Here is a 21,480-nt window from a genome sequence, read left to right on the forward strand (position 1 = left end):
GCTGTTTGTGCAGGTCACCAGCGTCGGGCATGCCGGCTTCCTGATCGAGACCAAGGCTGGCAGCATTTTGTGCGACCCCTGGGTCAACCCCGCCTACTTCGCCTCATGGTTCCCGTTCCCCGATAACACCGGGCTCGACTGGGACACGCTCGGCAACGTCGACTACCTGTACGTGTCGCACCTGCACAAGGACCACTTCGACCCGGAGAACCTGCGCCGCCACGTCAACAAAGACGCCGTCGTGCTGCTGCCCGACTTCCCGGTACCCGACCTGCAACGCGAACTGCAGAAGCTGGGCTTTCATCGGTTCTTCGAGACCACCGACTCGGTCAAACACACCGTCACCGGCCCCAAGGGCGACCTCGACGTGATGATCGTCGCGCTGCGCGCGCCGGCCGACGGCCCGATCGGCGACTCGGGCCTGGTGGTCGACGACGGCGAGACCGTCGCTTTCAACATGAACGACGCGCGCCCGGTGGATCTTGACATGGTGCACACCGACTTCGGTCAGGTCGACGTGCACATGCTGCAGTACTCAGGGGCCATCTGGTACCCGATGGTCTACGACATGCCCGCCCGCGCCAAGGAGGCCTTCGGCGTCCAGAAGCGCCAACGCCAGATGGACCGGTGCCGCCAGTACATCGCACAGGTCGGCGCCACCTGGGTGATCCCGTCAGCCGGGCCGCCCTGCTTCCTGGACCCCGAGTTGCGCGATCTCAACGACGACCACGGCGATCCGGCGAACATCTTCCCCGACCAGGTGGTTTTCCTGGATCAGATGCGGCGCCACGGCCACGACGGCGGCCTGCTGATGATCCCCGGTAGCACCGCGGATTTCACGGGCTCGCAACTGGATTCACTGACCCACCCGGTCGAGGATCCGGAGACCATCTTCACCACCGGCAAGGCCGCCTACATCGAGGACTTCGCCCAGCGCATGGCCCCGGTGCTGGCTGCCGAGAAAGCCTCATGGGCACCCGCGGCCGGCGAGCCCCTGCTGCCCGGGCTGCGGGCGCTGTTCGAGCCGATCATGAGCCAGACCGATCAGATCTGTGACGGCATCGGCTATCCGGTGGAGCTGCAGCTGTCCGGCCCCGAGCACAGCGAGACGGTGGTCCTGGATTTCCCGAAACGTCTTGTGCGCGAACCTATCGCCGACGAGAAGTTCCGTTACGGATTCGCCATCCCGCCCGAACTGGTGCGCACGGTGCTGCGCGACAACGAGCCCGACTGGGTGAACACCATCTTCCTGTCCACCCGGTTCACGGCGTGGCGAGTGGGCGGCTACAACGAGTATCTGTACACGTTCTTCAAGTGCCTGACCGATGAGCGCATCGCCTACGCCGACGGCTGGTTCGCCGAGGCCCATGACGATTCCTCATCGATCACCCTGGACGGATGGGAAATCCAGCGCCGGTGCCCGCACCTGAAGGCCGATCTTTCGAAATTCGGTGTGGTGGAAGGCAATACCCTCACCTGCAATCTGCACGGCTGGCAGTGGAATCTGGAGAACGGCAAGTGCCTGACGACCAAGGGGCACGAGTTGAGGTGCAGCAAGCAATGACCGCCGCGCCGCGCCAGTACTACGACGACGGCCTGGTCCAGCTGGATCGCGAGGCGATCACCTTGCGGCGCTATCACTTCCCGTCGGGAACGTCGAAAGTGATTCCGCTTCGGTCGATCACCGGCTACCAGGCCACTCCACTGGGATTGTGGATGCAGCGCTTCCGGCTGTGGGGCAGCACCGACCTGCGCCGCTGGCTACCGCTGGATGTGCACCGGCCGCTGCGCTCGACACTGATAACGCTCGACGTGCCGGGCACTTACCCGAAGCCCGCGTTCACCCCCGCCCGCCCTGACGAGTTCGTCGCCCGCCTGGAGGAATTGCTCGGCGGTTAGCGCGCCGAGACGACCTGCCGCAGTTCGGAAGCCGCGCTGGAGGCGCTGTCGTACACCCGAACGATGGCCTCGTCCCCCGGTTTGAGGTAGGTGGATTCGCCCAGCGGTGTGTAGCGGGTGGCACCGATACCGATCAGCACGTTCTCGGGGTGCCCGCTGGCCACCATGAGGGCACCGACGTCCTCCAACGGCGTATCGGCCGAACCCTTCTGATTGGCCAGCCGTTCGACGATCCAGTCCAGCAGGACCTCGCCGTAATACGAGTAGCCGACCAGCGGTGAATCCACCCCGTAGGCGTGCTGCTGGCCGTCGTCCTCGCTCAGGTAGCAGACCAGCCGCATCGTGGCGGTCGGCCCGTCCGGGGTGAGGTCGCTGATCTCGAAGAATTGCGGCGCAACACCTTTGGAGGCCGGCCCCCAGTTCTTCTTGTAGCTGATCTTCGGTGCGCCGGGCCGGCGGATCGAGCAGTCGTTGAAGGCGCCGAGGGCGAACGGCTCCAGCCGCACCACGGTGTCGCCGTTCCACACCACGTGGCAGGCCACCCCGACCTCGGGCTCGATCTGCAGGTTCAGCGGGCCGTCAACCGCACCGGGCTCCGGCAGCAGGATGGCATCGCTGGACAGCGGAAACTCGCCCAGGAAGTCGTCCCGGCCGGGCGCGTACCACGGGAAGATGCCTTTCGGCGCATACCCTTCGGTCACGACCTTGACGAAATCCCCGGCCTCCCCTGCCTGCTCGAGATGGCCGGCGAAGTTGCCGGCCACACCGAAGCCGAACCAGTTACGCACCTCGCCAAGGTCGATGTCGATCATGGCTGCAACCCTACTGTGGCCGCGACAAGCCGGATACAAGTCGCACTTAAGTCCCCGTCTGCAGGCTGTGCTCTCAAGACTTGCGATCCACCAACCGGGGATCCGTCGAAACCGAGGAGCACCGCCGTGTCGACCGCAACCACTGACGCACCCACCGTCGAACCCCGTCGCGCAGGCGATCCCGAACCGGACCTGCTCGGCATCACCGTGGCGCACCGCGCCATGCTGGCCGACCTGCGCCGCCTGACCGATCTGGCGATCGCGGTACGCGACCGGGACGTGATCTGCACGCCGCGCCGGGTCCGCGCCATCTCCCGGTACACAGAGTTGCTGTGTGACTCGATCCATCACCACCACACGACCGAGGACGCTGTCCTGTGGCCCGTGATCCAGGCCAGTGGGGGCAGCCATCTCGACCTGAGCGAACTGACCGACGATCACGCCGCCCTGGACCCGCGGTTGGACCAGTTACGGGCCCGGGCCGCATCCTTGCGACTGTCGATGGGCGACCGCCAGGTCGCCAGCCTGATGGTCATCGAGCTGGCCGAGCTGTCGGCACTGCTCACCGAGCACATCGAAGAAGAGGAACGCGACGTGTTCCCGCTCATCACCGAGCACGTGTCGGTGGCGGACTGGACGGCCGTGGAGGCCGCCGCCCGCTCGGGCGGCCGACTGTGGTTCGAGGGTCCGCGTTCGCTGGCCGCGATGACGGATGACGAACGCGCACAACTGATCGGGCAGGTGGGGATCGGTCTGCGGATCGTCCTCGCCGTCGTCGGGCAGCGCTACCGGCGGTTGGAGCGGGCGGTCTTCGGAACGCGAATCCCCCGCGAGATCGAGGTGCTGGGGGAAGCGCTGGAGGAAGAGTGCGACGAAGCGCCCGACGTCAGTCGATGAAGCCCCGGGCCTCCGCGGCCAGCCGGTCCCGCAGCGTCGAGGCGGCCTCACGGTAACCACGTGCTTCGTCGGGGCGGCCCAGGGCGTCGGCAGCGGCGGCGAGCGCCTCGTCGACCGGGCCGACCATCAGCCCGTCGACGCCGAGCCCGGCGATCCGGCCGGAATACGAGCCGAGGTCACCCGCCCGGTCCCGGGCCTCGTCGAGGTCGCCGAGCGCCACCGCGGCGTTGACGCGCAGCACGGTGAACGGAAGCCAGAAGTACGCCCGCTCGATCGGCCGGCGATCCCGCCACAGCTCACGAGCCTCGGTGTCGCGGCCGCGTGCGATCAGCGCGAGCACCGCGGCGTCCAGTGCGGCAACCGACACCTCCTTGTAGAAGAAAACCAGTTCGTCGGCCAGCAGGCCCAGATCCCCGAGGCAGAACTCGCCGGTCACCCGGCCCACCATCGCCAGCTTGGCCCCGTTGGCGGCACCGTTCTCCACCATGCGCGCCGCCAGGTCGGTGTAGGCACCCACCGCGTCGTCCAGGCGCCCCGCCAGCAGGTGCATCCGGGCCCGGAACAGCCCGAGCACGCCGAGGAGGTGGACGAGCTGCCCGGTGCCGGCCCGGGCCACCGCGATGTCGACGTGTCGTTTCGCCGTCGCCAGATCGGAGCGATGGCCGGCCGCCAGCGACAGCAGCCAGTGCGCCACCGCTTGATAGTCGGCCTGCTCGGTGGCTTCCGCGGTCCGCAAGAGTTCAGTGGCGGTCGAGTCACGTTCGGCATCGAGGTCGGGCCCCAATGCGCAGTAGGCCCGGACATTGAGCGCGGTGCACAGCAGCCGGCCCGACGCTGCCGGGTCCTCGGCGTAGGCCTTTCGCGCCAGCTCAAGCAGTTCCGTGCTGGTGGCCAGGGCCCCGTCCGGATCGGTGCCCTCCAGTTCCACGTAAAGCGCCTTGAGCAGCCGGATCCGGTCGGCCACGGTGAGCTCGCCGGCTTCGCCGCCGGCCAGCACTTGACGCAGCAGCCCGATCATCTGCGCGTCGGACCCGTCGTATTCGCGGTCCCGCCACACCAACGGGGTGTCCCACGCGGTGAGCACCCGGACCGTCAGGTCGTCCCGCGACTTCCCGCTCAACAGTTGCAGCGCGGCCTTCATCTCGATGCGCGCTGCGACGGCGTCGCCGGACTGGGCCAGCGCGGAGATCAGCCCGCACCGGGCGTCGATCTCGCCCTCCAGACTGTCGGTGCGGGGCAGCAACCGGCGGCCGGCGGCCAGCTCCAGCATCTGCACGGCGGCACGCCACTGCCGGGCAGCTTCGGCATGGGCACCGACCGAGTCCGCCTCGCGAGCCGCCTCTGTCGCGAAAGCCGCAGCGGCGACGGATGTTTCGGCGGTCGCCGCGGCGACGGCGTGGTGTGCCAGGGCAGCCGGATCGACCGACCGCCCCGGCGCGCGGAGCAGCTCCAGCGCAGCGGCATGCAACCGGGACCGGCGCAGCTTCGAGGTGTCCTCGTAGAGGGTGTCGCGGACCAGCGCGTGGGCGAACCGCAGCCGACCGGGCTCGGGCTCGTCGAGCAGGCCCAGCAGGACGGCCGGCTCCAGCGCGTCGAGCAGGTCGTCCGGGTCGCTGCGGCCCAGTTCGGAAAGCAGATCGACATCGATGTCGCGGCCCAGCACGGCGGCCTGGCGCAATGCCGTGACGGTCGGGCCCGGCAGCCGGGCCAGCCTGCGCCGCAACACATCACGGACCCCGACCGGCACTGACGCCCATACCGCGTCCGGCCCTTCGGCTGCCATCAGCCGGGCCAGTTCCCGGACGAACAGCGGATTGCCGCCGGTCCGCTCCCGCAGCAACCGCAGGGCCTCTCCACTGGCAGCGGTCATCCCGCAGTCGGCGGCCAGAGCGGCGGTGGCCGCCGCGTCCAGCCCGCCGAGATTCAGGTGCGCCGCGGTGTGGACCGCCAGCGCGGCCCGGGCGACCTCCAGTTCGCCACGGTCCTCCGACGGGCGATAGGTACCGATGATCAGCACCGGAAGATCCTTGATCCGGTCGGCCACCAGCCGCAGCAGCTCCAACGTCAGGCCGTCGGTGCGGTGCAGGTCATCGAGCACGACTGCCAGGGGCTGGGATTCGGCCACCGCGCTCAACACGTCGGCGACCGCCTGTCCCAACCAGAACGTGCCCGCCTCGACCGCGGCGCCGTCGTGCAGAAGCGGGGTCAGCGCCTGCCTGCTGTCGTCCGCCGGGGGTCCTGGTTCGATCAGTTCGCGCAGCACCTCGGTCCACGCCCACCCGGCCGGCGCGCCATGGACCTCCGGACAACGCCCGTGCACCGTCCGCCAGCCCGCAGCGCGCAACCGGCCCGTCGCGACGCCGGCCAGGGTGGTCTTGCCGGAGCCCGCCTCTCCGGCGATCCACAGCACCGTGCTGCCACCGGCGACGACGGCACGCGCGGCGTTGTCGATCTCGGCGAATTCCTCGGCCCGGCCGTAGGCGGCCGCCTCGATCCGATCGGGCGCCGCAACCTCCGGTGCCGCCGGCTGCAGAAGCGGTCGGGACGGCTCCAGATGGTCGGCCTGACGCAGGATGTCGCGCTCGAGGTCGCGCAATGCCCGGCCCGGCTCCAAACCGAGCTCGTCGACCAGGTGGTCGCGGGTGCGCCGCAACACCTCCAGCGCGTCGGTCTGACGGCCGGTCCGATACAGCGCCGTCGCCAGCACGGCAGCGGCGCCCTCCCGGCCGGGACGCTCCCGGACGTGCCGTTCCAGCGCCGCCACCGCGGTGCCGTACCGGCCGAGCTCGACCTGCGCCGCGGCCTGGGCTTCCACCACGGCCAGCCGGAGCTCGGTCAGCCGGGCCACCTCGGGCGCGGCCCACAGCGCGTCGCCGACCCCCGCGAACGGATCTCCCGACCAGCCTGCCAGCGCCTCGTCAAGCAGCCGAACCCGCTTCTGCGGATCCGTTTCCTCATACGCCGCAGTGGCTTTGGCTTCGAACAGCCAGGAGTCGACGGCGTCGACGGGCAGTCGCAGGCAGTATCCCGGTGCGGCGCTGACCAGGATGCGGGCGGGTGCCCGACGCTGCCGCCCAGGCTCGAGAGCCCGGCGCAGATGCGAGACGTAGACCTGCAGGGCCGACAACGCCTTGGGTGGCGGCTCGCCCTCCCACAGATCGTCGATGAGCCGGTCGACGGACACCGTGTGGCCGTGTGCGGCCACCAACCTCGCGAGCAGGGCTCGTTGCAGCCGCGCCCCCAGATCCGCCGGATCCTCACCGATCCAGGCCTGCACCGGGCCGAGCACCCTTACCCGTACCGGGTCCTCCACAGTCATCCCCCCGGGCTGTGTGGTTACTTACCGGGCTCCAGCACTGCGGTGCCGACGAACGGCACCAGCGCGTCGGGGACGCGCACGCTGCCGTCGGGTTGCTGGTGGTTTTCCAGGATCGCCACCAGCCAGCGGGTGGTGGCGAGCGTGCCGTTGAGGGTCGCGGCGGTCTGCGGCTTGCCGTTCTCGTCGCGGTAGCGCGTGGCCAACCGTCTGGCCTGGAACGTCGTGCAGTTCGAGGTGGACGTGAGCTCCCGGTAGGTCTGCTGGGTGGGTACCCACGCCTCGCAGTCGTACTTGCGCGCCGCCGAAGAGCCGAGATCGCCTGCGGCGACGTCGATCACCCGGTAGGGCACCTCGATGGCCGCCAGCATCTGCCGCTGCCAGCCCAGCAGCTTCTGGTGCTCGGCCACGGCGTCCTCGGGCTTGCAATAGATGAAGCCCTCGACCTTGTCGAACTGATGCACCCGGATGATGCCGCGGGTGTCCTTGCCGTAGCTGCCCGCCTCGCGCCGGAAGCACGACGACCAGCCGGCATATCGCTTCGGGCCCGCCGACAGGTCCAGGATCTCGCCCGAGTGATAGCCCGCCAGCGGCACCTCCGAGGTGCCGACCAGGTACAGGTCGTCGGCCTCCAACCGGTAGATCTCGTCGGCGTGTGCGCCGAGGAATCCGGTGCCCGCCATGACTTCCGGGCGCACCAGCACCGGCGGGATCATCAGCGTGAAACCGTTCTGCACGGCCACCTGGGTGGCCAGCTGCAGCAGGCCCAGTTGCAGCAGCGCACCGTGCCCGGTGAGGAAGTAGAACCGCGAACCCGACACCTTCGCGCCGCGTTCCATGTCGATCAGCCCGAGCGACTCGCCCAGCTCCAGATGGTCCTTCGGGTTCTCGATCGCCCGCGGCTCGCCGAAGGTGTCGAGCACCACGAAGTCGTCCTCGCCGCCGGCCGGCACCCCGTCGATGATCACGTTGCCGATCGCCATATGGGCTGCGGTGAAGGCGGTCTCGGCCTCGGCCTGAGCGGCTTCGGCGGCCTTGACCTGCTCGGCCAGGTCCTTCGCCTGCTGCAGCAGGGCCGGACGCTCCTCGGGTGTCGCCTTGCCCACCAGTTTGCTGGCGGCCTTCTGGTCGGCGCGCAGGTTGTCGGCCGTCGAGATCGCGGCCCGCCGCGCCGTATCGGCCTGCAGCAGCGCGTCGACGCGCGCCGGGTCCTCTCCGCGGGCCCGTTGCGACGCACGGACGGTGTCGGGATTATCGCGCAGCAGCTTGAGGTCGATCACGGGCGCAACCCTACTTTTTGAAGTGCGGCGACGTACATCTGAGGTGGTCGATGACGTGACCCCACCCGAGGGCGGCAGCCGCCGGCCACAACCTCGCAACATTACAACCGCATCAGTTGCCACAGGGCCTGACACGCCTGTCACAATGGAGGGCAATGTTGGAAGCACCCGAGCACCCCGAGCAGCCCGAGAGCGGGGTCCTGCTCGCCGAACCTCTGCCGGAAGAACATCCCGCAAGGGACCACTGGTGGCAGAGCCTGGCAGCCGCGTCGACGCGACGTGCGCTGCTGTTGACGGCGCTCGGCGCACTGCTCATCGCCGGCCTGATCACCGCGTTGCCCCGGAGTGAGGGGTCCAACTCCGGACCGGGGGCGATCGCCCTGGGCCCCCGCGGCAACGACACGTTCAATCACGTCAAGCGTGGCGACTGCCTGAACTGGCCCGGCCGCAACCCCGACGCCGCACGCATCGTCGACTGCAAGGACAACCATCGCTTCGAGGTCGCCCAGTCCGTCGACATGCGCACGTTCCCCGGCAGCGAGTACGGGCCCGGCTCCCCGCCACCGACGGTGGACCGGATCAAGCAGATCAGCCAGGAGCAGTGCACCCCGTCGGTGCGCGGCTACCTCGGTCCGAAATACGACCCCAACGGCAAGTACACGATCGGCCTGCTGTGGTCGGGCGAGAAGGCCTGGAAGCAGTCCGGCGAGCGGCGCATGCTGTGCGGCCTGCAGTTGCTCGGTCCTGGCGACAGCCAGTTGGAGTCCGCGGGCAACGTGTCCGACGTGGACCAGTCGAAGGTGTGGGCCGCAGGCACCTGCCTCGGCATCGACGCCGCCACCAACCAGCCCACCGACGTCCCGGTCGATTGCGCGGCGCCGCACGCCATGGAGGTCACCGGCGCGGTCAACCTCGGCGAGAAGTTCCCCGGCGGGCTGCCTTCGGAAGGCGATCAGGACAACTTCATCAAGGACACGTGCACCGCGCAGACCGATGCCTACCTGGCCCCGGTCCAGTTGCGCACCACCACGCTGGCCCTGAGCTACAGCACGATCTCGCTGCCCAGCTGGTCGGCCGGCAGCCACCAGGTGTCGTGCAGCATCGGCGCCACGCTGGGCAACGGCGGGTGGTCGACGTTGATCAACAGCGCCAAGGGCCCGCTGATGATCAACGGGCAGCCCCCGGTCGCGCCGCCCGACATCCCGGAGGAGCGGCTCAACATGGAGCCCATCCCGATGCCGGATGTCGACGAGCCGTCGTCGTCGAGTTCGTCCGGGTCGTCGTCTTCGTCCGGGTCGTCCTCGTCCGGATCGTCAGGATCGGGCTCATCGGGTTCGTCCGGCTCGAATTCGTCCGGGTCCTCGGGGTCATCGGGCTCGTCGTCGAGCGGCCAGCACCTGCCGCAATCCGCGACCACTGCGGCGCCCGCTCCCACGCAGGCCAACACGTTCAACCCGCCGCCGCCCGAGCAGGCCGCGGCCCCCGCGCCCGAGCAGGCTCCGGCACCCGCGCCCGAGGGTGCGGCCCCGCCTGCCGGGCCGCCGCCGGGTGAGCCGGCGCCCGTACCGCCGGGGCCGTAACCCGTGCCGGTGCGGATGAGCTCGCAGCGGTTCGACGAGTTGGTGTCCGACGCACTCGACCTGATCCCGCCGCGGTTGGCCGCCGCGATCGACAACGTCGTGATCCTGGTCGAAGATCGCGATCCCGACGAGCCCGAGATCCTGGGCCTGTACCGGGGAGTCGCGCTGACCGAGCGGGATTCCTGGTACGCCGGATCTTTGCCGGACACCATCACCATCTACCGCGAAGCCCTGCTGGATTTCTGCGACAGCGAGGCCGACGTGGTCGACGAGGTGGCGATCACGGTGATCCACGAGATCGCGCACCATTTCGGGATTGACGACGATCGGCTCCACGAACTGGGTTGGGGCTAGGCGGCTAGGCGCGGCAACCGCGTTTTGTCGGCCTGCGGTGCTATCAACGGGCTATGACCATCCAGTGCCGGGAGTGCGCAGCCGGTCTGGAGCATTGCCACGGCACCGTGATCCACCACGTCCGGTACCGCGCGGAGTGCACCGACGACACCTGCACCACCCCGGAAGCAGCACATACGTTCAGCCTCGACTGTGAGGCGGTGGGCTGCACGTGTGCCGATGTGAGCGCACTTGCGAGCCGGCGGTACGCCTAGCCCATCGGGTCGGCCTCGGACGTCACCGCGTCGCTGACCGGTGTGGCGTCGAGCTCCGGGTAGAACGGCGGTGACACCGCCGCCCACTGCACACAACTCCAGCGCCCGTCGGTGATCGGTGCCAGCACGATCGATTCGGTGTTGGCCAGATGATGGTCGAGGGCGAAGCCGCTGTCGACGCCGGCCAGCACGGCGGCCACCAACCGGATCGCCGCGCCGTGACTCACCAGCACGATGTCGCTGTGGAAGTCGTGGTCGTCGAGGTAGCGCAGCCGCAGTTCGGTGAGCACCGGCACGTACCGGGCCAGTACCGCCTCGGCGCTCTCGCCGCCCGGCATCGGCACGTCCAGTTCGCCCCGATGCCAGCGTTCGTAGATCCGGTTGAACTCGGCGACGGCGTCGTCGTCGCTGCGGTCCTCCAGCTCACCGACCTGAACTTCGTGGACCCCTTCGAATTCGAATGGGACGAGACCGGTTTCGGTGCCGATACCGGCTGCCGTCTGCGCTGCGCGCCGAGCCACCGAGTGGGCCAGGATCGACGGACGCGCACTGAGCGTTCCGGCGAACCGCCGGGCCTGGTCGTGCCCGAGGTCGGTCAGCTCGGCACCGGGCGGCCGGGTGTCCAGACGCCGCGCGACGTTGCCGTGGGACTGCCCGTGCCGGACGAGTATCAGCCGTCCGCTCATGAGCCGCCCGTCCCGTCACGTAAACCCGTCAACCACCGTGTGGCCTCGTCCAGACGCGGCGGGGGCGCACCCGCACTCGCTCCGGTCGGCCAGGAACCCAGATATCGCACATTGGTACAACGTCGGTGCAGCGCTTTGAGTGCCTCGGCCACCGAATCGTCATCGATGTGTCCGACACAGTCGAGGAAGAACATGTACGTGCCCAGCTCGGTTCTGGTGGGCCGGCTTTCGATCCGGGTGAGGTCGATGTCGCGGATCGAGAATTCGGTCATCGCGGTGACCAGCGCGCCTGGGACGTTGTCCAGGCGCAGCACCACCGAGGTGCGGTCGGCACCGGTGGCCGACGGCGGTACGCCGGGCGCACCGACCAGGACGAAGCGGGTTCGAGCGTTGGCCTCGTCGACGACGTCGGCGGCCAGGATGTCCAGCCCGCAGCGTTCAGCGGCCAGTCGGGTGCTCACCCCGGCGTCGGCGTTGCCCTCGGCGACCTGGTGGGCGGCCGCGGCGTTGGAGGTGGCCGGCACGATTTCGGCGTCGGGCAGGTTGGCGGCCAGCCATCGCCGCACTTGGGCGAGCGCCACCGGGAAGGCGGCCACGGTCTGCACCGGCCCGCTGTGCCCGGGGCGGGTCACGATGGTGAAGGCCACGTCGAGGGTCAGTTCGGCGTAGATCTGGAGCGGTTCCCCCACCGCCAGGCTGTCCAGCGTCGGCAGCACCGACCCTTCGATCGAATTCTCGATCGGAACACAGGCGTAGTCGGCGCGGCCGTCCCGGACCGCGGCCAGCGCACCCGGGGTGCTGTCGGTCAGCACGGGGGTGAAGCCGGCTTTTCCGTCACCGGCGGCCGCCTGCAGACCGGGCACCATCTCGTGGGCCACCATCTGCAATAACGCCACTTCGGTAAAGGTTCCCTCCGGCCCGAGGTAGGCGATGCGCGGCACATCCCAACCCTATCGGGTCGGCGCGGGTGCGATCGGTTGATGACGGCCCCGCCGGTGTTTCACCGGAGCCCTTGCCCGCACCGTAGCGTCCAGTTAAGTTAGGCTTACCTCACTTAATCACCTCACCTAGTTTCGAAGGCGGCGAGATGGCCATAGCGACACCGACGACAGCCGAGCGGATCCGCAGTGCATGCGCGCGAGGCGGCGGCGCCATGCTCGCGGTCGAGGGCATCGAACCGGTCGCCTCACCCGTTCACCACCTGCTCGACGACGGGTCCTTCGCGATCACGGTCCCCGAAACCGGCCCGCTGGCGGGCATGGCGATGTCAGCCGGCTCGGCCGGGGTCCAGGCCGTGCTGGAGATGACCGACTACGCCCCGCTGCCGCTGCGCGAACCGGTGCGTTCCCTGGTATGGATCCGCGGCCGCCTGCACCATGTGCCGTCGGCGGAGGTCGCCGCACTGCTCGATCTGGTCGCCGCGGAGAACCCGAATCCGGCCCTGCTGCAGGTGAACTCCAGGGCCCGGTCGGGCGCCGAACAGGATGACGACAACTACACGCTGATGCGCCTGGAGATCGAGTCCGTGGTGGTGGCCGACTCCACCGGCGCCGAGTCGGTCGGTCTCGGGAGCCTGCTGCAGGCTCGCCCCGATCCGTTCTGCGCGATGGAATCCGGCTGGCTGCAACACATGGAGTCCTCTCACCGCGACGTCGTGGAGCGCCTGGCCACCCGTCTGCCGATGACCCTGCGCCAGGGCCGGGTCCGCCCGCTGGGCCTCGACCGCTACGGCGTGCAACTGCGGGTGGAGAACGAACACGGGGACCACGACGTGCGGCTGCCGTTCCCGAAGCCGGTCGACGACGTGACCGGGCTGAGCCAGGCCATCCGGGTGCTGATGGGCTGCCCGTTCCTCAACGGCCTGCGCGCGCGCCGGATCTGACCCGCGCGATCCGCCCCGTGGCCCGGGCGCCGCTACCGTAGCTCCGGTGACGACTTCGGCGACCGGGCCCGACGAGCAGCTCGAGCCGCAGCGCCGCACGCTCAAAATCGAGATCGCCGTCGTACTGGCGGTGACCTTCGGGCTCAGCGCGTACACCGCGGGCCTGCGCCTGGTCGAAGCGATACTGCTCGGCCTGTCCGGGCAGACGGTCGCGCTCAACCCGAAGCGCTCCCCGTTCGACCTGATCGACCTCGGCCTGCACCTGGCCGTGGTACTGCAGCTTCTGGCCTGGGGCGCACTGGCCCTGTACCTGCTGTGGCGCAGCGGCTTCGGACCGTCGGCGATCGGATTGTCGCGCCCACAATGGCGTGCCGACGGGCTGGGAGGCGTCGGCCTGGCCCTGCTCATCGGCTTGCCGGGGCTCGGGTTCTACGTGCTGGCCCGGGTGTTGGGGCTGAGCGCCGACGTCGAGCCCGCCGAGCTGTACGACACGTGGTGGCGCATCCCGATGCTGCTCGGTGTGGCGTTCGCCAACGGCTGGGCCGAAGAGATCATCGTCGTGGGGTTCCTGCTGACCCGGTTGCGTCAGCTCGACGTGAGCCCGGGGCGGGCGCTGATCATCTCCAGCCTGCTCCGCGGCGCGTATCACCTGTACCAGGGCTACAGCGCCGGCCTGGGCAATGTGGTGATGGGCCTGGTGTTCGGCTACGCGTGGCAGCGCACCGGGCGCCTCTGGCCGCTGATCATCGCCCACACCCTGATCGATGCGGTGGCATTCGTCGGCTACGCGCTGGTGGCGGATCGTCTGGGCTGGCTGCGATAGCGCATCCGGCACGTACATTTCTGCTGTGGCCGACTTCACCGCTTCAGGGGGACCTCCCGACCCGCGCTCGCGGCGTCCGGGACCACGCCGTCGTGACGCCGAGCCGTCCCAGGTGATCCGGCGCGACCCGAACCACCGCCCGGCCTGGCCGCCGAATCCACCCACACCGCCGCGCATTGGGGCCGGATGGTTGTGGCGGTGCCCCTGGTCTTCGTACTGGCGGTTGTGCTGGCGGTGGTCGGCGGCGGCTTCTGGATCAACTCGTCGCTGCACCGCATCCCGGCTCTCGCCGACTACCCTGATCGCCCCGCCGCAGCCCAGGGCACCACCTGGCTGCTGGTCGGATCGGACAGTCGCCAGAACCTGACCCCCGAACAGCAGGCCGAGCTGGCCACCGGCGGGGACATCGGCAACGGCCGCACCGACACCATCCTGTTGGTGCACATCCCCGGGATCGGCTCAGATACCCCGACCACCATGGTGTCGATCCCCCGGGACTCCTACCTGCCGATTCCCGGCTACGGCGAGGACAAGGTCAACGCGGCGTTCTCCCTGGGCGGGGCGCAGCTGCTGGCGCAGACCGTCGAACTGGCGACCGGCCTGCACCTCGACCACTACGCCGAGATCGGGTTCGACGGTTTCGCCGGACTCGTCGATGCCGTCGGCGGGGTGACGATGTGCCCGGCCGAACCGATCAGCGACCCGCTGGCCGGGATCGATCTACCGGCGGGCTGCCAGGAACTCGACGGCCGCAGCGCCCTCGGCTACGTCCGCACCCGCGCCACGCCGCGAGCCGACCTGGATCGCATGATCCACCAGAGGGCCTTCATGTCTGCCCTGCTACACCGGGCCACCAGCCCGGAGGTACTGCTCAACCCGCTGCGGTGGCAGCCGATGGCCCGGGCCGCCACCAACTCCGTGGCGGTCGACGAGGACGCACATGTCTGGGACCTGGCCCGGCTGGCCTGGGCGATGCACGGTGACGACATGGTGACCACAACCGTGCCGATCGGTGAGTTCACCGGCAGTGATTCGGGCGCGGTGGTGGTGTGGGACAGTGACGCGGCCGGCCGCCTGTTCACCGCACTGGCCAACGATTCGGCCGTCCCCGCTGATGTCATCGAAAAGCCCGAACCGTAAGCATAGGCAAAGCTAAATTCGCGATCAGCAAATTCTCCACAGCAAATGTAATGCGCGCCACACCACTAAGGTAAAGCTGACCTCAATGAGGTCAACCTTCGATGACAACATGCTCTGACCTGCTATATCCTCGCGATCATGACGACGACCAGTGAACTCGACTCGAAATTCCACGCGCTTGTCTCCGACCAGATTCGCAGCGAGTTCACCGCGTCACAGCAATACATCGCAATTGCGGTTTATTTCGACGGCGCCGACCTTCCGCAGCTCGCCAAGCACTTCTATGCGCAGGCGGTCGAAGAGCGCAACCACGCCATGATGCTGGTCCAGTATCTGCTCGACCGGGATATCGACGTCGAGATCCCCGGTGTCGACGCGGTGTGCAACCGCTTCGACGCACCGCGTGACGCGCTCGCGTTGGCACTGAGCCAGGAGCGCACCGTCACCGAGCAGATCAGCCGGCTCGCGAGCGTCGCCCGCGAGGAGGGTGACTACCTCGGCGAGCAGTTCATGCAGTGGTTCCTCAAGGAGCAGATCGAAGAGGTCGCGTCGATGGCGACCTTGGTGCGCATCGCCGACCGCGCGGGTGCGAACCTGTTCCACATCGAGGACTTCGTCGCCCGGGAACTCACCGGCGGCGCCGGAGCGGATCCGGCGGCCCCGAAGGCTGCCGGCGGCAATCTCTGATCTGAGGCCACCGGCCTTCTGTCAGCCCTCAGTCCCGGCCCGCACCGGTCAGGCCGTTCTGTAGCCAACTCTTGGTGCGGCCGGGATGATTCGTGGCCACCCACGCCACCCCGATGTCGCGGCAGAACCGGACGTCCTCGTAATGGTCCACGGTCCAGCAGTACAGCGCGCGCCCCTGGGCGGCGGCCCGGTCGACCAGTTCCGGATGCTCGCGCAGGGTCGCGATGGAAGGGCCGACGGCGGTGGCCCCGACCGTCGTGGCCGCGCTGCCGCCCAGGTATCGCGACGTCTCACCGAGCAGCACCGTCGGCAGCATCGGGGCGGCCCGGCGAATCCGCCACACCGCCGACGCCGAGAACGACATCACCACCGCGCGGGACAGATCGGCCGAGGCGGGCGCGGCGATGCCGTACCGGTGCAACAGGGCCAGCACCTTGTTCTCCACCAGCGCGCCGTAGCGCACGGGATGTTTGGTCTCGATGAACAGCTTGACCGGCCGGTTCCAGTCCAGCACCAGCGAGACGAGATCGTCGAGGGTCAGGAGCCCGGTCTCCCCGACGGCGCCTTCGATGACACCGTCTCCGTCGGTGTCATCGCCGGAACGTCCGCCGGCATGCCAGGACCCGTAGTCCAGCCTGCGTAACTCGGCGAGTGTCATCTCACTGACCAGGCCCGTACCGGTGGAGGTCCGGTCCACCCGTCGGTCGTGCACACACACCAGGTGCCCGTCGCGGGTCAGCCGCACATCGCATTCCACGCCGTCGGCACCCTCACGCAATGCCAGGTCGTACGCGGCAAGCGTGTGCTCGGGCTTGGCGGCGGATGCTCCCCGATGTGCCACCACGAACGGATGGCCAGGCCCCGGGGCCGCCTGCCCAGCGGCTCCGCCGTCGCCCGTTTCCATACGGACTATGCTGCCGGGTTCTGCCCTTGGGACTCAACCGGAACGGCGGATTCAGCTGAATCCTCACGATTCTGCGAAGGCTCGGAACCCTCGGGCTCGACCACCACCCAGCGTCGGACGGTGCGCTCGGCCGCCGCGGTACCGGTGCCCTCGAAACCGGCGAACACCTTGGCCGTCAGCAGGAAGGCCGCAAGCGCCAGCAGGTACCCGACGATCGTGGCCACCGTGTTGTCGGCGATGTTCTGCGGGGTGTTGTTGAAGAAGGTCACGTACACGGTGCTTGCCATCGACCACGTCGCGACCAGTGCGCTGAGGATCCACACGATCCACCACACCACGATCGGTCGCCGCAGGTGCGAGAGACGACCTTCGAGGGCCGCCAGTTCCCACACGAACACCGGCGCCATCACCAGGTTCACCCCGGGCAGCAGACAACAGACCCACAGTGTCGTGGTGCTGCGCGGATCCTCCTCGCCATGCTCGGCGTACCCAGCGGCCCGACGCGCGATCAGCCAGCGCACCAGTGCCACCACCGTGATGACCACGACGAGCATCGCTGCCACGCTGGCGAGCAGACCGATCAGCACCCCGCCGATGGCGATCAGCGGATGCAGCAACACACTGCGGTTGATCAGCAGCAGCGCATACCGAACCACGTGGGCGAAGGCCGCGACACCCAACACCACCATGGCCGCCACGAGCATGAGGCGGACCGTGCCGACGCCGGACTCGTCAGCGGGTTTCTCCGGCTGCTCGTCGACGTCGAAGTACTGGTGCAGTCCCCAGCTCGGAATCGTGCGGTAGCGCGGTGTCGGCCCGAGCGCGCGACGCCCGCGCCGCTGGCGTGGCGGGGCGCCCGGGCGCAGCGCGATCCAGCGATAGCCGGGCGAGAGTTGTGGCGTGCGTTTTGCCGTCGGTGACGGTGCCTGCGCGGACGATGCGGAAGGCTGGGCAGGGGGCCTCCACTGGGACTGAGGTGACGACGGCGCAGAGGGCGCCAACAACGAGCCACCGCACCGGGGACACCACGACCGCTGCCGGTCACGCACGTTCCAGCGCGTCCCGCACTGCGAACACACCTGGATCATCCGACCAGCCTAGCCACGATCTCCCGGAGTTCCTTGCGGTCAGACGCTGCCGGGGCCGCCGGCATCCGTGATGACCGGACGTCCGGCCCCGGCCCAGGCCAGCATTCCGCCCTCGACATTGATCGGGGTGTAGCCGTTACGGGCCAGGTAGTTCGCCACGCGCAGGGAGCGTCCGCCGGCATGGCAGACCACGTACAGCTCGGCATCGGGGTCGATCTCGGCGATCCGCGTCGGGACGTCGCCCATCGGGATGTGCTGCGCGCCCGCGACGTGTCCGCGTTGCCATTCGTCGTCCTCACGGACGTCGAGCAGCACGACAGACCCTTCGAACGTGGTGGGTACTGCAGCGATATCTGCCTTCCCGACTTCCACATCGTCCATGCCCTCAATGCTCGCATGCCTGCGAGGCAGAGCGCACCCGACCCTTATGCCTCGCTGCGGCGTTAGCAACGGGAGGCTATCCACAGTTTCCACAGGTTCATCCACAGCCCGGCACCAGCGGAAAAGCCTGCGATATGGGGATTACTGTGCGGTAGCTGTCCAGGACTGTGGATAAACCTGGGGTATCCGCGGCGGCGATCAACAACCCCCGCAGGCGCGGAGCGAAATTAAGCACTCGGCTAAACGCGGTCACGAACAGGGGCCCGGATCGGTTGGGATCAGCCTGATTCCAGTGGCCGAGCGGGCCGTATCGACTTACGCGGTAGCCGATTTTCCCCTGGCCATTACAGGGTCTATGATCAGCGTCACACCAGCTGTTGTGACAGAACTCACTGGGGGGCAAACATTGATCGTGCAGGTCAGGAGTGTTTGATGGCGTCACATCCGATGGGATCGGGATCAGCCTTTCCGCAGCCCGAATGGCATTCATCCGGTCATCTGCACACCCGTAACCAGCTGATGATCTTCCTCCGGGCCAGCGTGATCGCGCTGCTGTTGCTCGGCGTGCTCGCCGTGATGGTCTTGCTCTGACCGTCGCCCCATCGGGTATACGTGAGGACGGCATGCGCGTCCTTGCGGTGCGCCCTGCGATGGAGCAATGTTGGCAACGATCTTGAGTGTCGAACGTCAGGATCGTTGAGGACGCCTGGCTCCATCGATCGAAAATGAGGAAGGAATCTCGTGGCTGAATACACTTTGCCGGACCTGGATTACGACTACGGAGCGCTGGAGCCCCACATCTCCGGGCAGATCAACGAGCTCCACCACAGCAAGCACCACGCGGCCTATGTGAAGGGCGTCAACGACGCCGTCGGCAAGCTCGACGAGGCGCGGGCCAACGGTGACCACGCGGCGATCTTCCTCAACGAGAAGAACCTGGCCTTCCACCTCGGCGGCCACGTGAACCACTCGATCTGGTGGAAGAACCTGTCCCCCAACGGTGGCGACAAGCCGACCGGCGATCTCGCCGCGGCGATCGACGACCAGTTCGGCTCGTTCGACAAGTTCCAGGCGCAGTTCACCGCGGCCGCCAACGGGCTGCAGGGTTCGGGCTGGGCCGTGCTCGGCTATGACAGCCTCGGCGACCGGCTGCTGACCTTCCAGCTCTACGACCAGCAGGCCAACGTGCCGCTCGGCATCATCCCGCTGCTGCAGGTCGACATGTGGGAGCACGCCTTCTACCTGCAGTACAAGAACGTCAAGGCCGACTACGTGAAGGCGTTCTGGAATGTCGTGAACTGGGAGGACGTGCAGAACCGCTACGCGGCAGCCACCTCCAAGACCAACGGCCTGATCTTCGGCTAGTTCCGATTCGGTCCGATCGAGGGCTGGATCAGTTTTCTGATCTCTCACCAAGGGGCGTCGCGCGACAGCGTGACGCCCCGCCCTCGTTTCCGGGCCGGCTCGTTCTTGGCCGACTCGTTACCGGTCCGGGCCCCGTGTCGTCTTGCACAGCTGCGACTGCTGCCGCATTCTGATCTCATCGACCCACAGACGTGTCGGAGCACCGGTGAACCGGTGGCCCAACACCGATGTCCCGGAGGCGATATGGATACGACGGGGTCCGGCAGGGCGATCGAGATCGCCCCCTTTCATTCCGGCGGTGCCCTCAAAGGTTTCGTGGTCTCGGGCCGATGGCCTGACTCCACCAAAGAGTGGGCGCAGCTTCTCATGGTCACGGTCCGGATCGCATCACTGCCCGGATTGCTCTCCACCACAACGATTTTCGGAGTCCGCGAAGAGTTGCCCGAGCAGCCCCGCCCGGGCACCGTCGGCCTGGTCATCGCCGAAGGCCCGGTGGTCGGCGAATCCGCGGTTCCGCCCGGGTATTTCGCCGAGCATCAGCCGCCGGCACTGCTGATGCTGCATCCTCCTTCGGAGACAACGCCGTCGCTTCCGGAATGCACCGGTGCGGCGTCGGGATGCGTACTGCTACCAGGACTTCCGTATCTCGGGCTGGAACACAGAGCCGCCTGGGTGGAAGCCGAGTCAGATGGCACGGTGACATCGGTGGTCAGCCGGGTCGGAGTCGATCCGATCAGCCACCCCGACACCGCAATCCTGGCGATGCTCCTGGCCGCGTGACGCCACCAGTGGAGGGACATCCTCTCTGATCAGGAGAATCTGGCTACCCGAAAAAGACAGGAAACGTAGCGGGTTCGGCCGACAACAGCTAGGGTCCTCAAGATCAGCGAAGGGCAGCAGCCCGCAATCGTCGCGTCGACACGCAGGCGTCAGGCCCGGCCGACAAATGATGCGGTGAGTGAGACCTTCGACCGTATGTAAGTGCGCCGCGCAAGCGGCACAGACCGGCGGTGTGTCGAAAGGTCGCCATGTCCGCAGCCGCAGGCGTCAGCGCCGGCGTCAGCAGCAGGGTCGCCGTACTCGGCTACCCATCGCGACCCCCAGATAGCCGAGGCGAGCCGCCGCAACCGCGCCGGCGGCCGCATTTGTGCCATCGATTGTCCCTTGACGACGCAAACCGCCGCCTGTTTCCACGTCGCAACCCCGCCTGGAATCGACGCCGGAATCCTCCCGGGGCCGTCTGGCTATCGCACGCAAGGGGGCTGATGCGCATTCCATCGCCCAACCTGTAACGTGTTCCACGTCGTTCGACAACGGCGTTGCGCGCAATCTGACGCGACCTGGGGCCCACGCTACAGCAAATATCTGTTTCCCCTAGTCACGGCGCCGCGACGGTTGCCGGCCCAGAAGTTGATCATGATCGAGCGCGCCTGTGAGCGCAGCTCACCGCGCCCAATACAACGCAACCGTCACCTTTTGCATTGCCAGACGGCGCAATCCCGCCCCGCCTCCATGGCGAAGGACTCGTTATCCGTGGCGTGGACAGTCAAAACGCAAAGCCAGGTTAACTTTTGTGGCGTTTGCACTTGGTTGTCGTCACAACACTCGCTACCATAGTCAGCAAATACGCCGCCTATTCGTACCGCTCGTGAAGCATGTGGAGGTCAAATCGATGAGCAAGACGTTCGCCGCCCGCCTAAACCGCCTGTTCGATACGGTTTATCCACCCGGGCGCGGACCCCACACGTCTGCCGAGGTGATCGCCGCACTGAAGTCCGAGGGCGTCACCATGTCGGCTCCGTATCTGTCGCAGCTCCGTTCGGGCAACCGGACGAACCCGTCGGCGGCAACTATGGCCGCACTTGCCAACTTCTTCCGTATCAAGCCGGCTTACTTCACCGACGACGAGTACTACGAGAAGCTCGACAAGGAGCTGACCTGGCTGGCCAGCATGCGTGACGAAGGGATCCGCCGGATCGCTGCCCGCACCGTCGGGCTGTCCACCGAAGCCCAACAGGATCTGGTCCAGAAGGTCGATGAGCTGCGCCGCCGGGAACACCTCGACGACTGATTCGTCGAGTTCTGCCGGCATCCTCGCGCGCTGAAACCCACGTCAGTGGGGACCATTTCGG

At 67.9% G+C, this 21,480-nt stretch carries 22 protein-coding genes; 14 read left to right on the forward strand and 8 right to left on the reverse strand.

The window, feature by feature from the left end; all coding sequences use genetic code 11:
- The first annotated feature begins 7 nt into the window (after nucleotides 1–7).
- On the forward strand, nucleotides 8–1,564 hold the full coding sequence (locus EYZ64_RS30285) for an MBL fold metallo-hydrolase (protein WP_135459443.1): 1,557 nt from the start codon (nucleotides 8–10) through the stop codon (nucleotides 1,562–1,564).
- The gene (locus tag EYZ64_RS30290) at nucleotides 1,561–1,899 is read left to right on the forward strand and encodes a hypothetical protein (protein ID WP_135459444.1); all 339 of its coding nucleotides are present in this window, start codon (nucleotides 1,561–1,563) and stop codon (nucleotides 1,897–1,899) included. Before EYZ64_RS30285 ends, EYZ64_RS30290 begins: the two co-directional genes overlap by 4 nt.
- Here EYZ64_RS30290 and EYZ64_RS30295 read toward each other — a convergent pair.
- Nucleotides 1,896–2,711, reverse strand: coding sequence for a DUF5718 family protein (locus EYZ64_RS30295; RefSeq protein WP_135459445.1), 816 nt, complete (start codon nucleotides 2,709–2,711; stop codon nucleotides 1,896–1,898). The genes EYZ64_RS30290 and EYZ64_RS30295 overlap by 4 nt on opposite strands.
- Nucleotides 2,712–2,837: 126 nt before the next feature.
- On the opposite strand from EYZ64_RS30295, the gene EYZ64_RS30300 reads away from it, so the two are divergent.
- Nucleotides 2,838–3,608 carry a hemerythrin domain-containing protein gene (locus tag EYZ64_RS30300; protein WP_286175199.1) on the forward strand — a complete coding sequence of 257 codons (771 nt, stop codon included), beginning with the start codon at nucleotides 2,838–2,840 and terminating at the stop codon, nucleotides 3,606–3,608.
- Here the strand turns inward: EYZ64_RS30300 and EYZ64_RS30305 are convergent.
- Nucleotides 3,598–6,927, reverse strand: a complete 3,330-nt coding sequence (locus tag EYZ64_RS30305) for an ATP-binding protein (RefSeq protein WP_135459446.1) — start codon at nucleotides 6,925–6,927, stop codon at nucleotides 3,598–3,600. The two genes, EYZ64_RS30300 and EYZ64_RS30305, sit on opposite strands and share 11 nt — an antisense overlap.
- 17 nt (nucleotides 6,928–6,944) lie before the next feature.
- Entirely contained in the window at nucleotides 6,945–8,204 is a 1,260-nt protein-coding gene (gene serS, locus EYZ64_RS30310; protein ID WP_135459447.1) for a serine--tRNA ligase, read from the reverse strand.
- A 155-nt stretch (nucleotides 8,205–8,359) separates the two neighbouring features.
- Here serS and EYZ64_RS30315 point away from each other — a divergent pair, with 155 nt between their 5' ends.
- From EYZ64_RS30315 to EYZ64_RS30325, 3 genes are read left to right on the forward strand one after another with little or no spacing between them, the layout of a single operon-like run.
- The gene (locus tag EYZ64_RS30315; RefSeq protein ID WP_135459448.1) at nucleotides 8,360–9,784 is read left to right on the forward strand and encodes a septum formation family protein; all 1,425 of its coding nucleotides are present in this window, start codon (nucleotides 8,360–8,362) and stop codon (nucleotides 9,782–9,784) included.
- Between the two features lie 3 nt (nucleotides 9,785–9,787).
- Nucleotides 9,788–10,138 (forward strand): metallopeptidase family protein, encoded by a 351-nt coding sequence (locus EYZ64_RS30320; protein WP_167858036.1) that lies wholly within the window; start codon nucleotides 9,788–9,790, stop codon nucleotides 10,136–10,138.
- Nucleotides 10,139–10,191: 53 nt separating this feature from the next.
- Entirely contained in the window at nucleotides 10,192–10,392 is a 201-nt protein-coding gene (locus EYZ64_RS30325; RefSeq protein WP_135459450.1) for a hypothetical protein, read from the forward strand.
- On the opposite strand, the gene EYZ64_RS30330 is transcribed toward EYZ64_RS30325, so the two are convergent.
- Both EYZ64_RS30330 and pheA read right to left on the reverse strand, forming a co-directional pair.
- Nucleotides 10,389–11,078 (reverse strand): histidine phosphatase family protein, encoded by a 690-nt coding sequence (locus EYZ64_RS30330; RefSeq protein ID WP_135459451.1) that lies wholly within the window; start codon nucleotides 11,076–11,078, stop codon nucleotides 10,389–10,391. The genes EYZ64_RS30325 and EYZ64_RS30330 overlap by 4 nt on opposite strands.
- The gene (gene pheA / locus EYZ64_RS30335; protein WP_135459452.1) at nucleotides 11,075–12,019 is read right to left on the reverse strand and encodes a prephenate dehydratase; all 945 of its coding nucleotides are present in this window, start codon (nucleotides 12,017–12,019) and stop codon (nucleotides 11,075–11,077) included. Before pheA ends, EYZ64_RS30330 begins: the two co-directional genes overlap by 4 nt.
- Nucleotides 12,020–12,165: 146 nt before the next feature.
- Here pheA and EYZ64_RS30340 point away from each other — a divergent pair, with 146 nt between their 5' ends.
- From EYZ64_RS30340 to EYZ64_RS30355, 4 genes are all read left to right on the forward strand, one after another.
- Nucleotides 12,166–12,960, forward strand: a complete 795-nt coding sequence (locus tag EYZ64_RS30340) for a DUF2470 domain-containing protein (protein ID WP_135459453.1) — start codon at nucleotides 12,166–12,168, stop codon at nucleotides 12,958–12,960.
- Between the two features lie 46 nt (nucleotides 12,961–13,006).
- The gene (locus EYZ64_RS30345) at nucleotides 13,007–13,783 is read left to right on the forward strand and encodes a CPBP family intramembrane glutamic endopeptidase (protein WP_135459454.1); all 777 of its coding nucleotides are present in this window, start codon (nucleotides 13,007–13,009) and stop codon (nucleotides 13,781–13,783) included.
- 186 nt (nucleotides 13,784–13,969) lie between these two features.
- Nucleotides 13,970–14,923 carry an LCP family protein gene (locus tag EYZ64_RS30350; RefSeq protein ID WP_210115598.1) on the forward strand — a complete coding sequence of 318 codons (954 nt, stop codon included), beginning with the start codon at nucleotides 13,970–13,972 and terminating at the stop codon, nucleotides 14,921–14,923.
- Nucleotides 14,924–15,061: 138 nt separating this feature from the next.
- Complete coding sequence (locus EYZ64_RS30355; protein WP_135459455.1) at nucleotides 15,062–15,610, forward strand: ferritin; 549 nt, start codon at nucleotides 15,062–15,064, stop codon at nucleotides 15,608–15,610.
- A gap of 28 nt (nucleotides 15,611–15,638) precedes the next feature.
- Here the strand turns inward: EYZ64_RS30355 and EYZ64_RS30360 are convergent, their stop codons facing one another.
- The 3 genes from EYZ64_RS30360 to EYZ64_RS30370 are packed head-to-tail and all read right to left on the reverse strand — an operon-like array spanning nucleotide 15,639 to nucleotide 17,983.
- Nucleotides 15,639–16,514, reverse strand: coding sequence for a glycerophosphodiester phosphodiesterase (locus tag EYZ64_RS30360; protein WP_135459456.1), 876 nt, complete (start codon nucleotides 16,512–16,514; stop codon nucleotides 15,639–15,641).
- 5 nt (nucleotides 16,515–16,519) lie between these two features.
- Entirely contained in the window at nucleotides 16,520–17,602 is a 1,083-nt protein-coding gene (locus tag EYZ64_RS30365; RefSeq protein ID WP_135459457.1) for a DUF4328 domain-containing protein, read from the reverse strand.
- A gap of 39 nt (nucleotides 17,603–17,641) precedes the next feature.
- The gene (locus EYZ64_RS30370) at nucleotides 17,642–17,983 is read right to left on the reverse strand and encodes a rhodanese-like domain-containing protein (RefSeq protein WP_135459458.1); all 342 of its coding nucleotides are present in this window, start codon (nucleotides 17,981–17,983) and stop codon (nucleotides 17,642–17,644) included.
- A gap of 432 nt (nucleotides 17,984–18,415) precedes the next feature.
- Here EYZ64_RS30370 and EYZ64_RS32155 point away from each other — a divergent pair, with 432 nt between their 5' ends.
- The 4 genes from EYZ64_RS32155 to EYZ64_RS30385 all read left to right on the forward strand — a co-directional run bounded on the left by EYZ64_RS32155 (nucleotide 18,416) and on the right by EYZ64_RS30385 (nucleotide 21,419).
- The gene (locus EYZ64_RS32155) at nucleotides 18,416–18,574 is read left to right on the forward strand and encodes a hypothetical protein (RefSeq protein ID WP_167857649.1); all 159 of its coding nucleotides are present in this window, start codon (nucleotides 18,416–18,418) and stop codon (nucleotides 18,572–18,574) included.
- 150 nt (nucleotides 18,575–18,724) lie between these two features.
- Complete coding sequence (locus tag EYZ64_RS30375; RefSeq protein WP_135459459.1) at nucleotides 18,725–19,348, forward strand: superoxide dismutase; 624 nt, start codon at nucleotides 18,725–18,727, stop codon at nucleotides 19,346–19,348.
- Between the two features lie 243 nt (nucleotides 19,349–19,591).
- On the forward strand, nucleotides 19,592–20,128 hold the full coding sequence (locus EYZ64_RS30380) for a peptidase (protein WP_135459460.1): 537 nt from the start codon (nucleotides 19,592–19,594) through the stop codon (nucleotides 20,126–20,128).
- An 892-nt stretch (nucleotides 20,129–21,020) separates the two neighbouring features.
- Nucleotides 21,021–21,419 (forward strand): secretion protein EspR, encoded by a 399-nt coding sequence (locus tag EYZ64_RS30385; protein WP_029109017.1) that lies wholly within the window; start codon nucleotides 21,021–21,023, stop codon nucleotides 21,417–21,419.
- Nucleotides 21,420–21,480 lie beyond the last annotated feature (61 nt).

This window comes from Mycobacterium sp. DL99, assembly GCF_004762045.1.
GTDB lineage: Bacteria > Actinomycetota > Actinomycetes > Mycobacteriales > Mycobacteriaceae > Mycobacterium.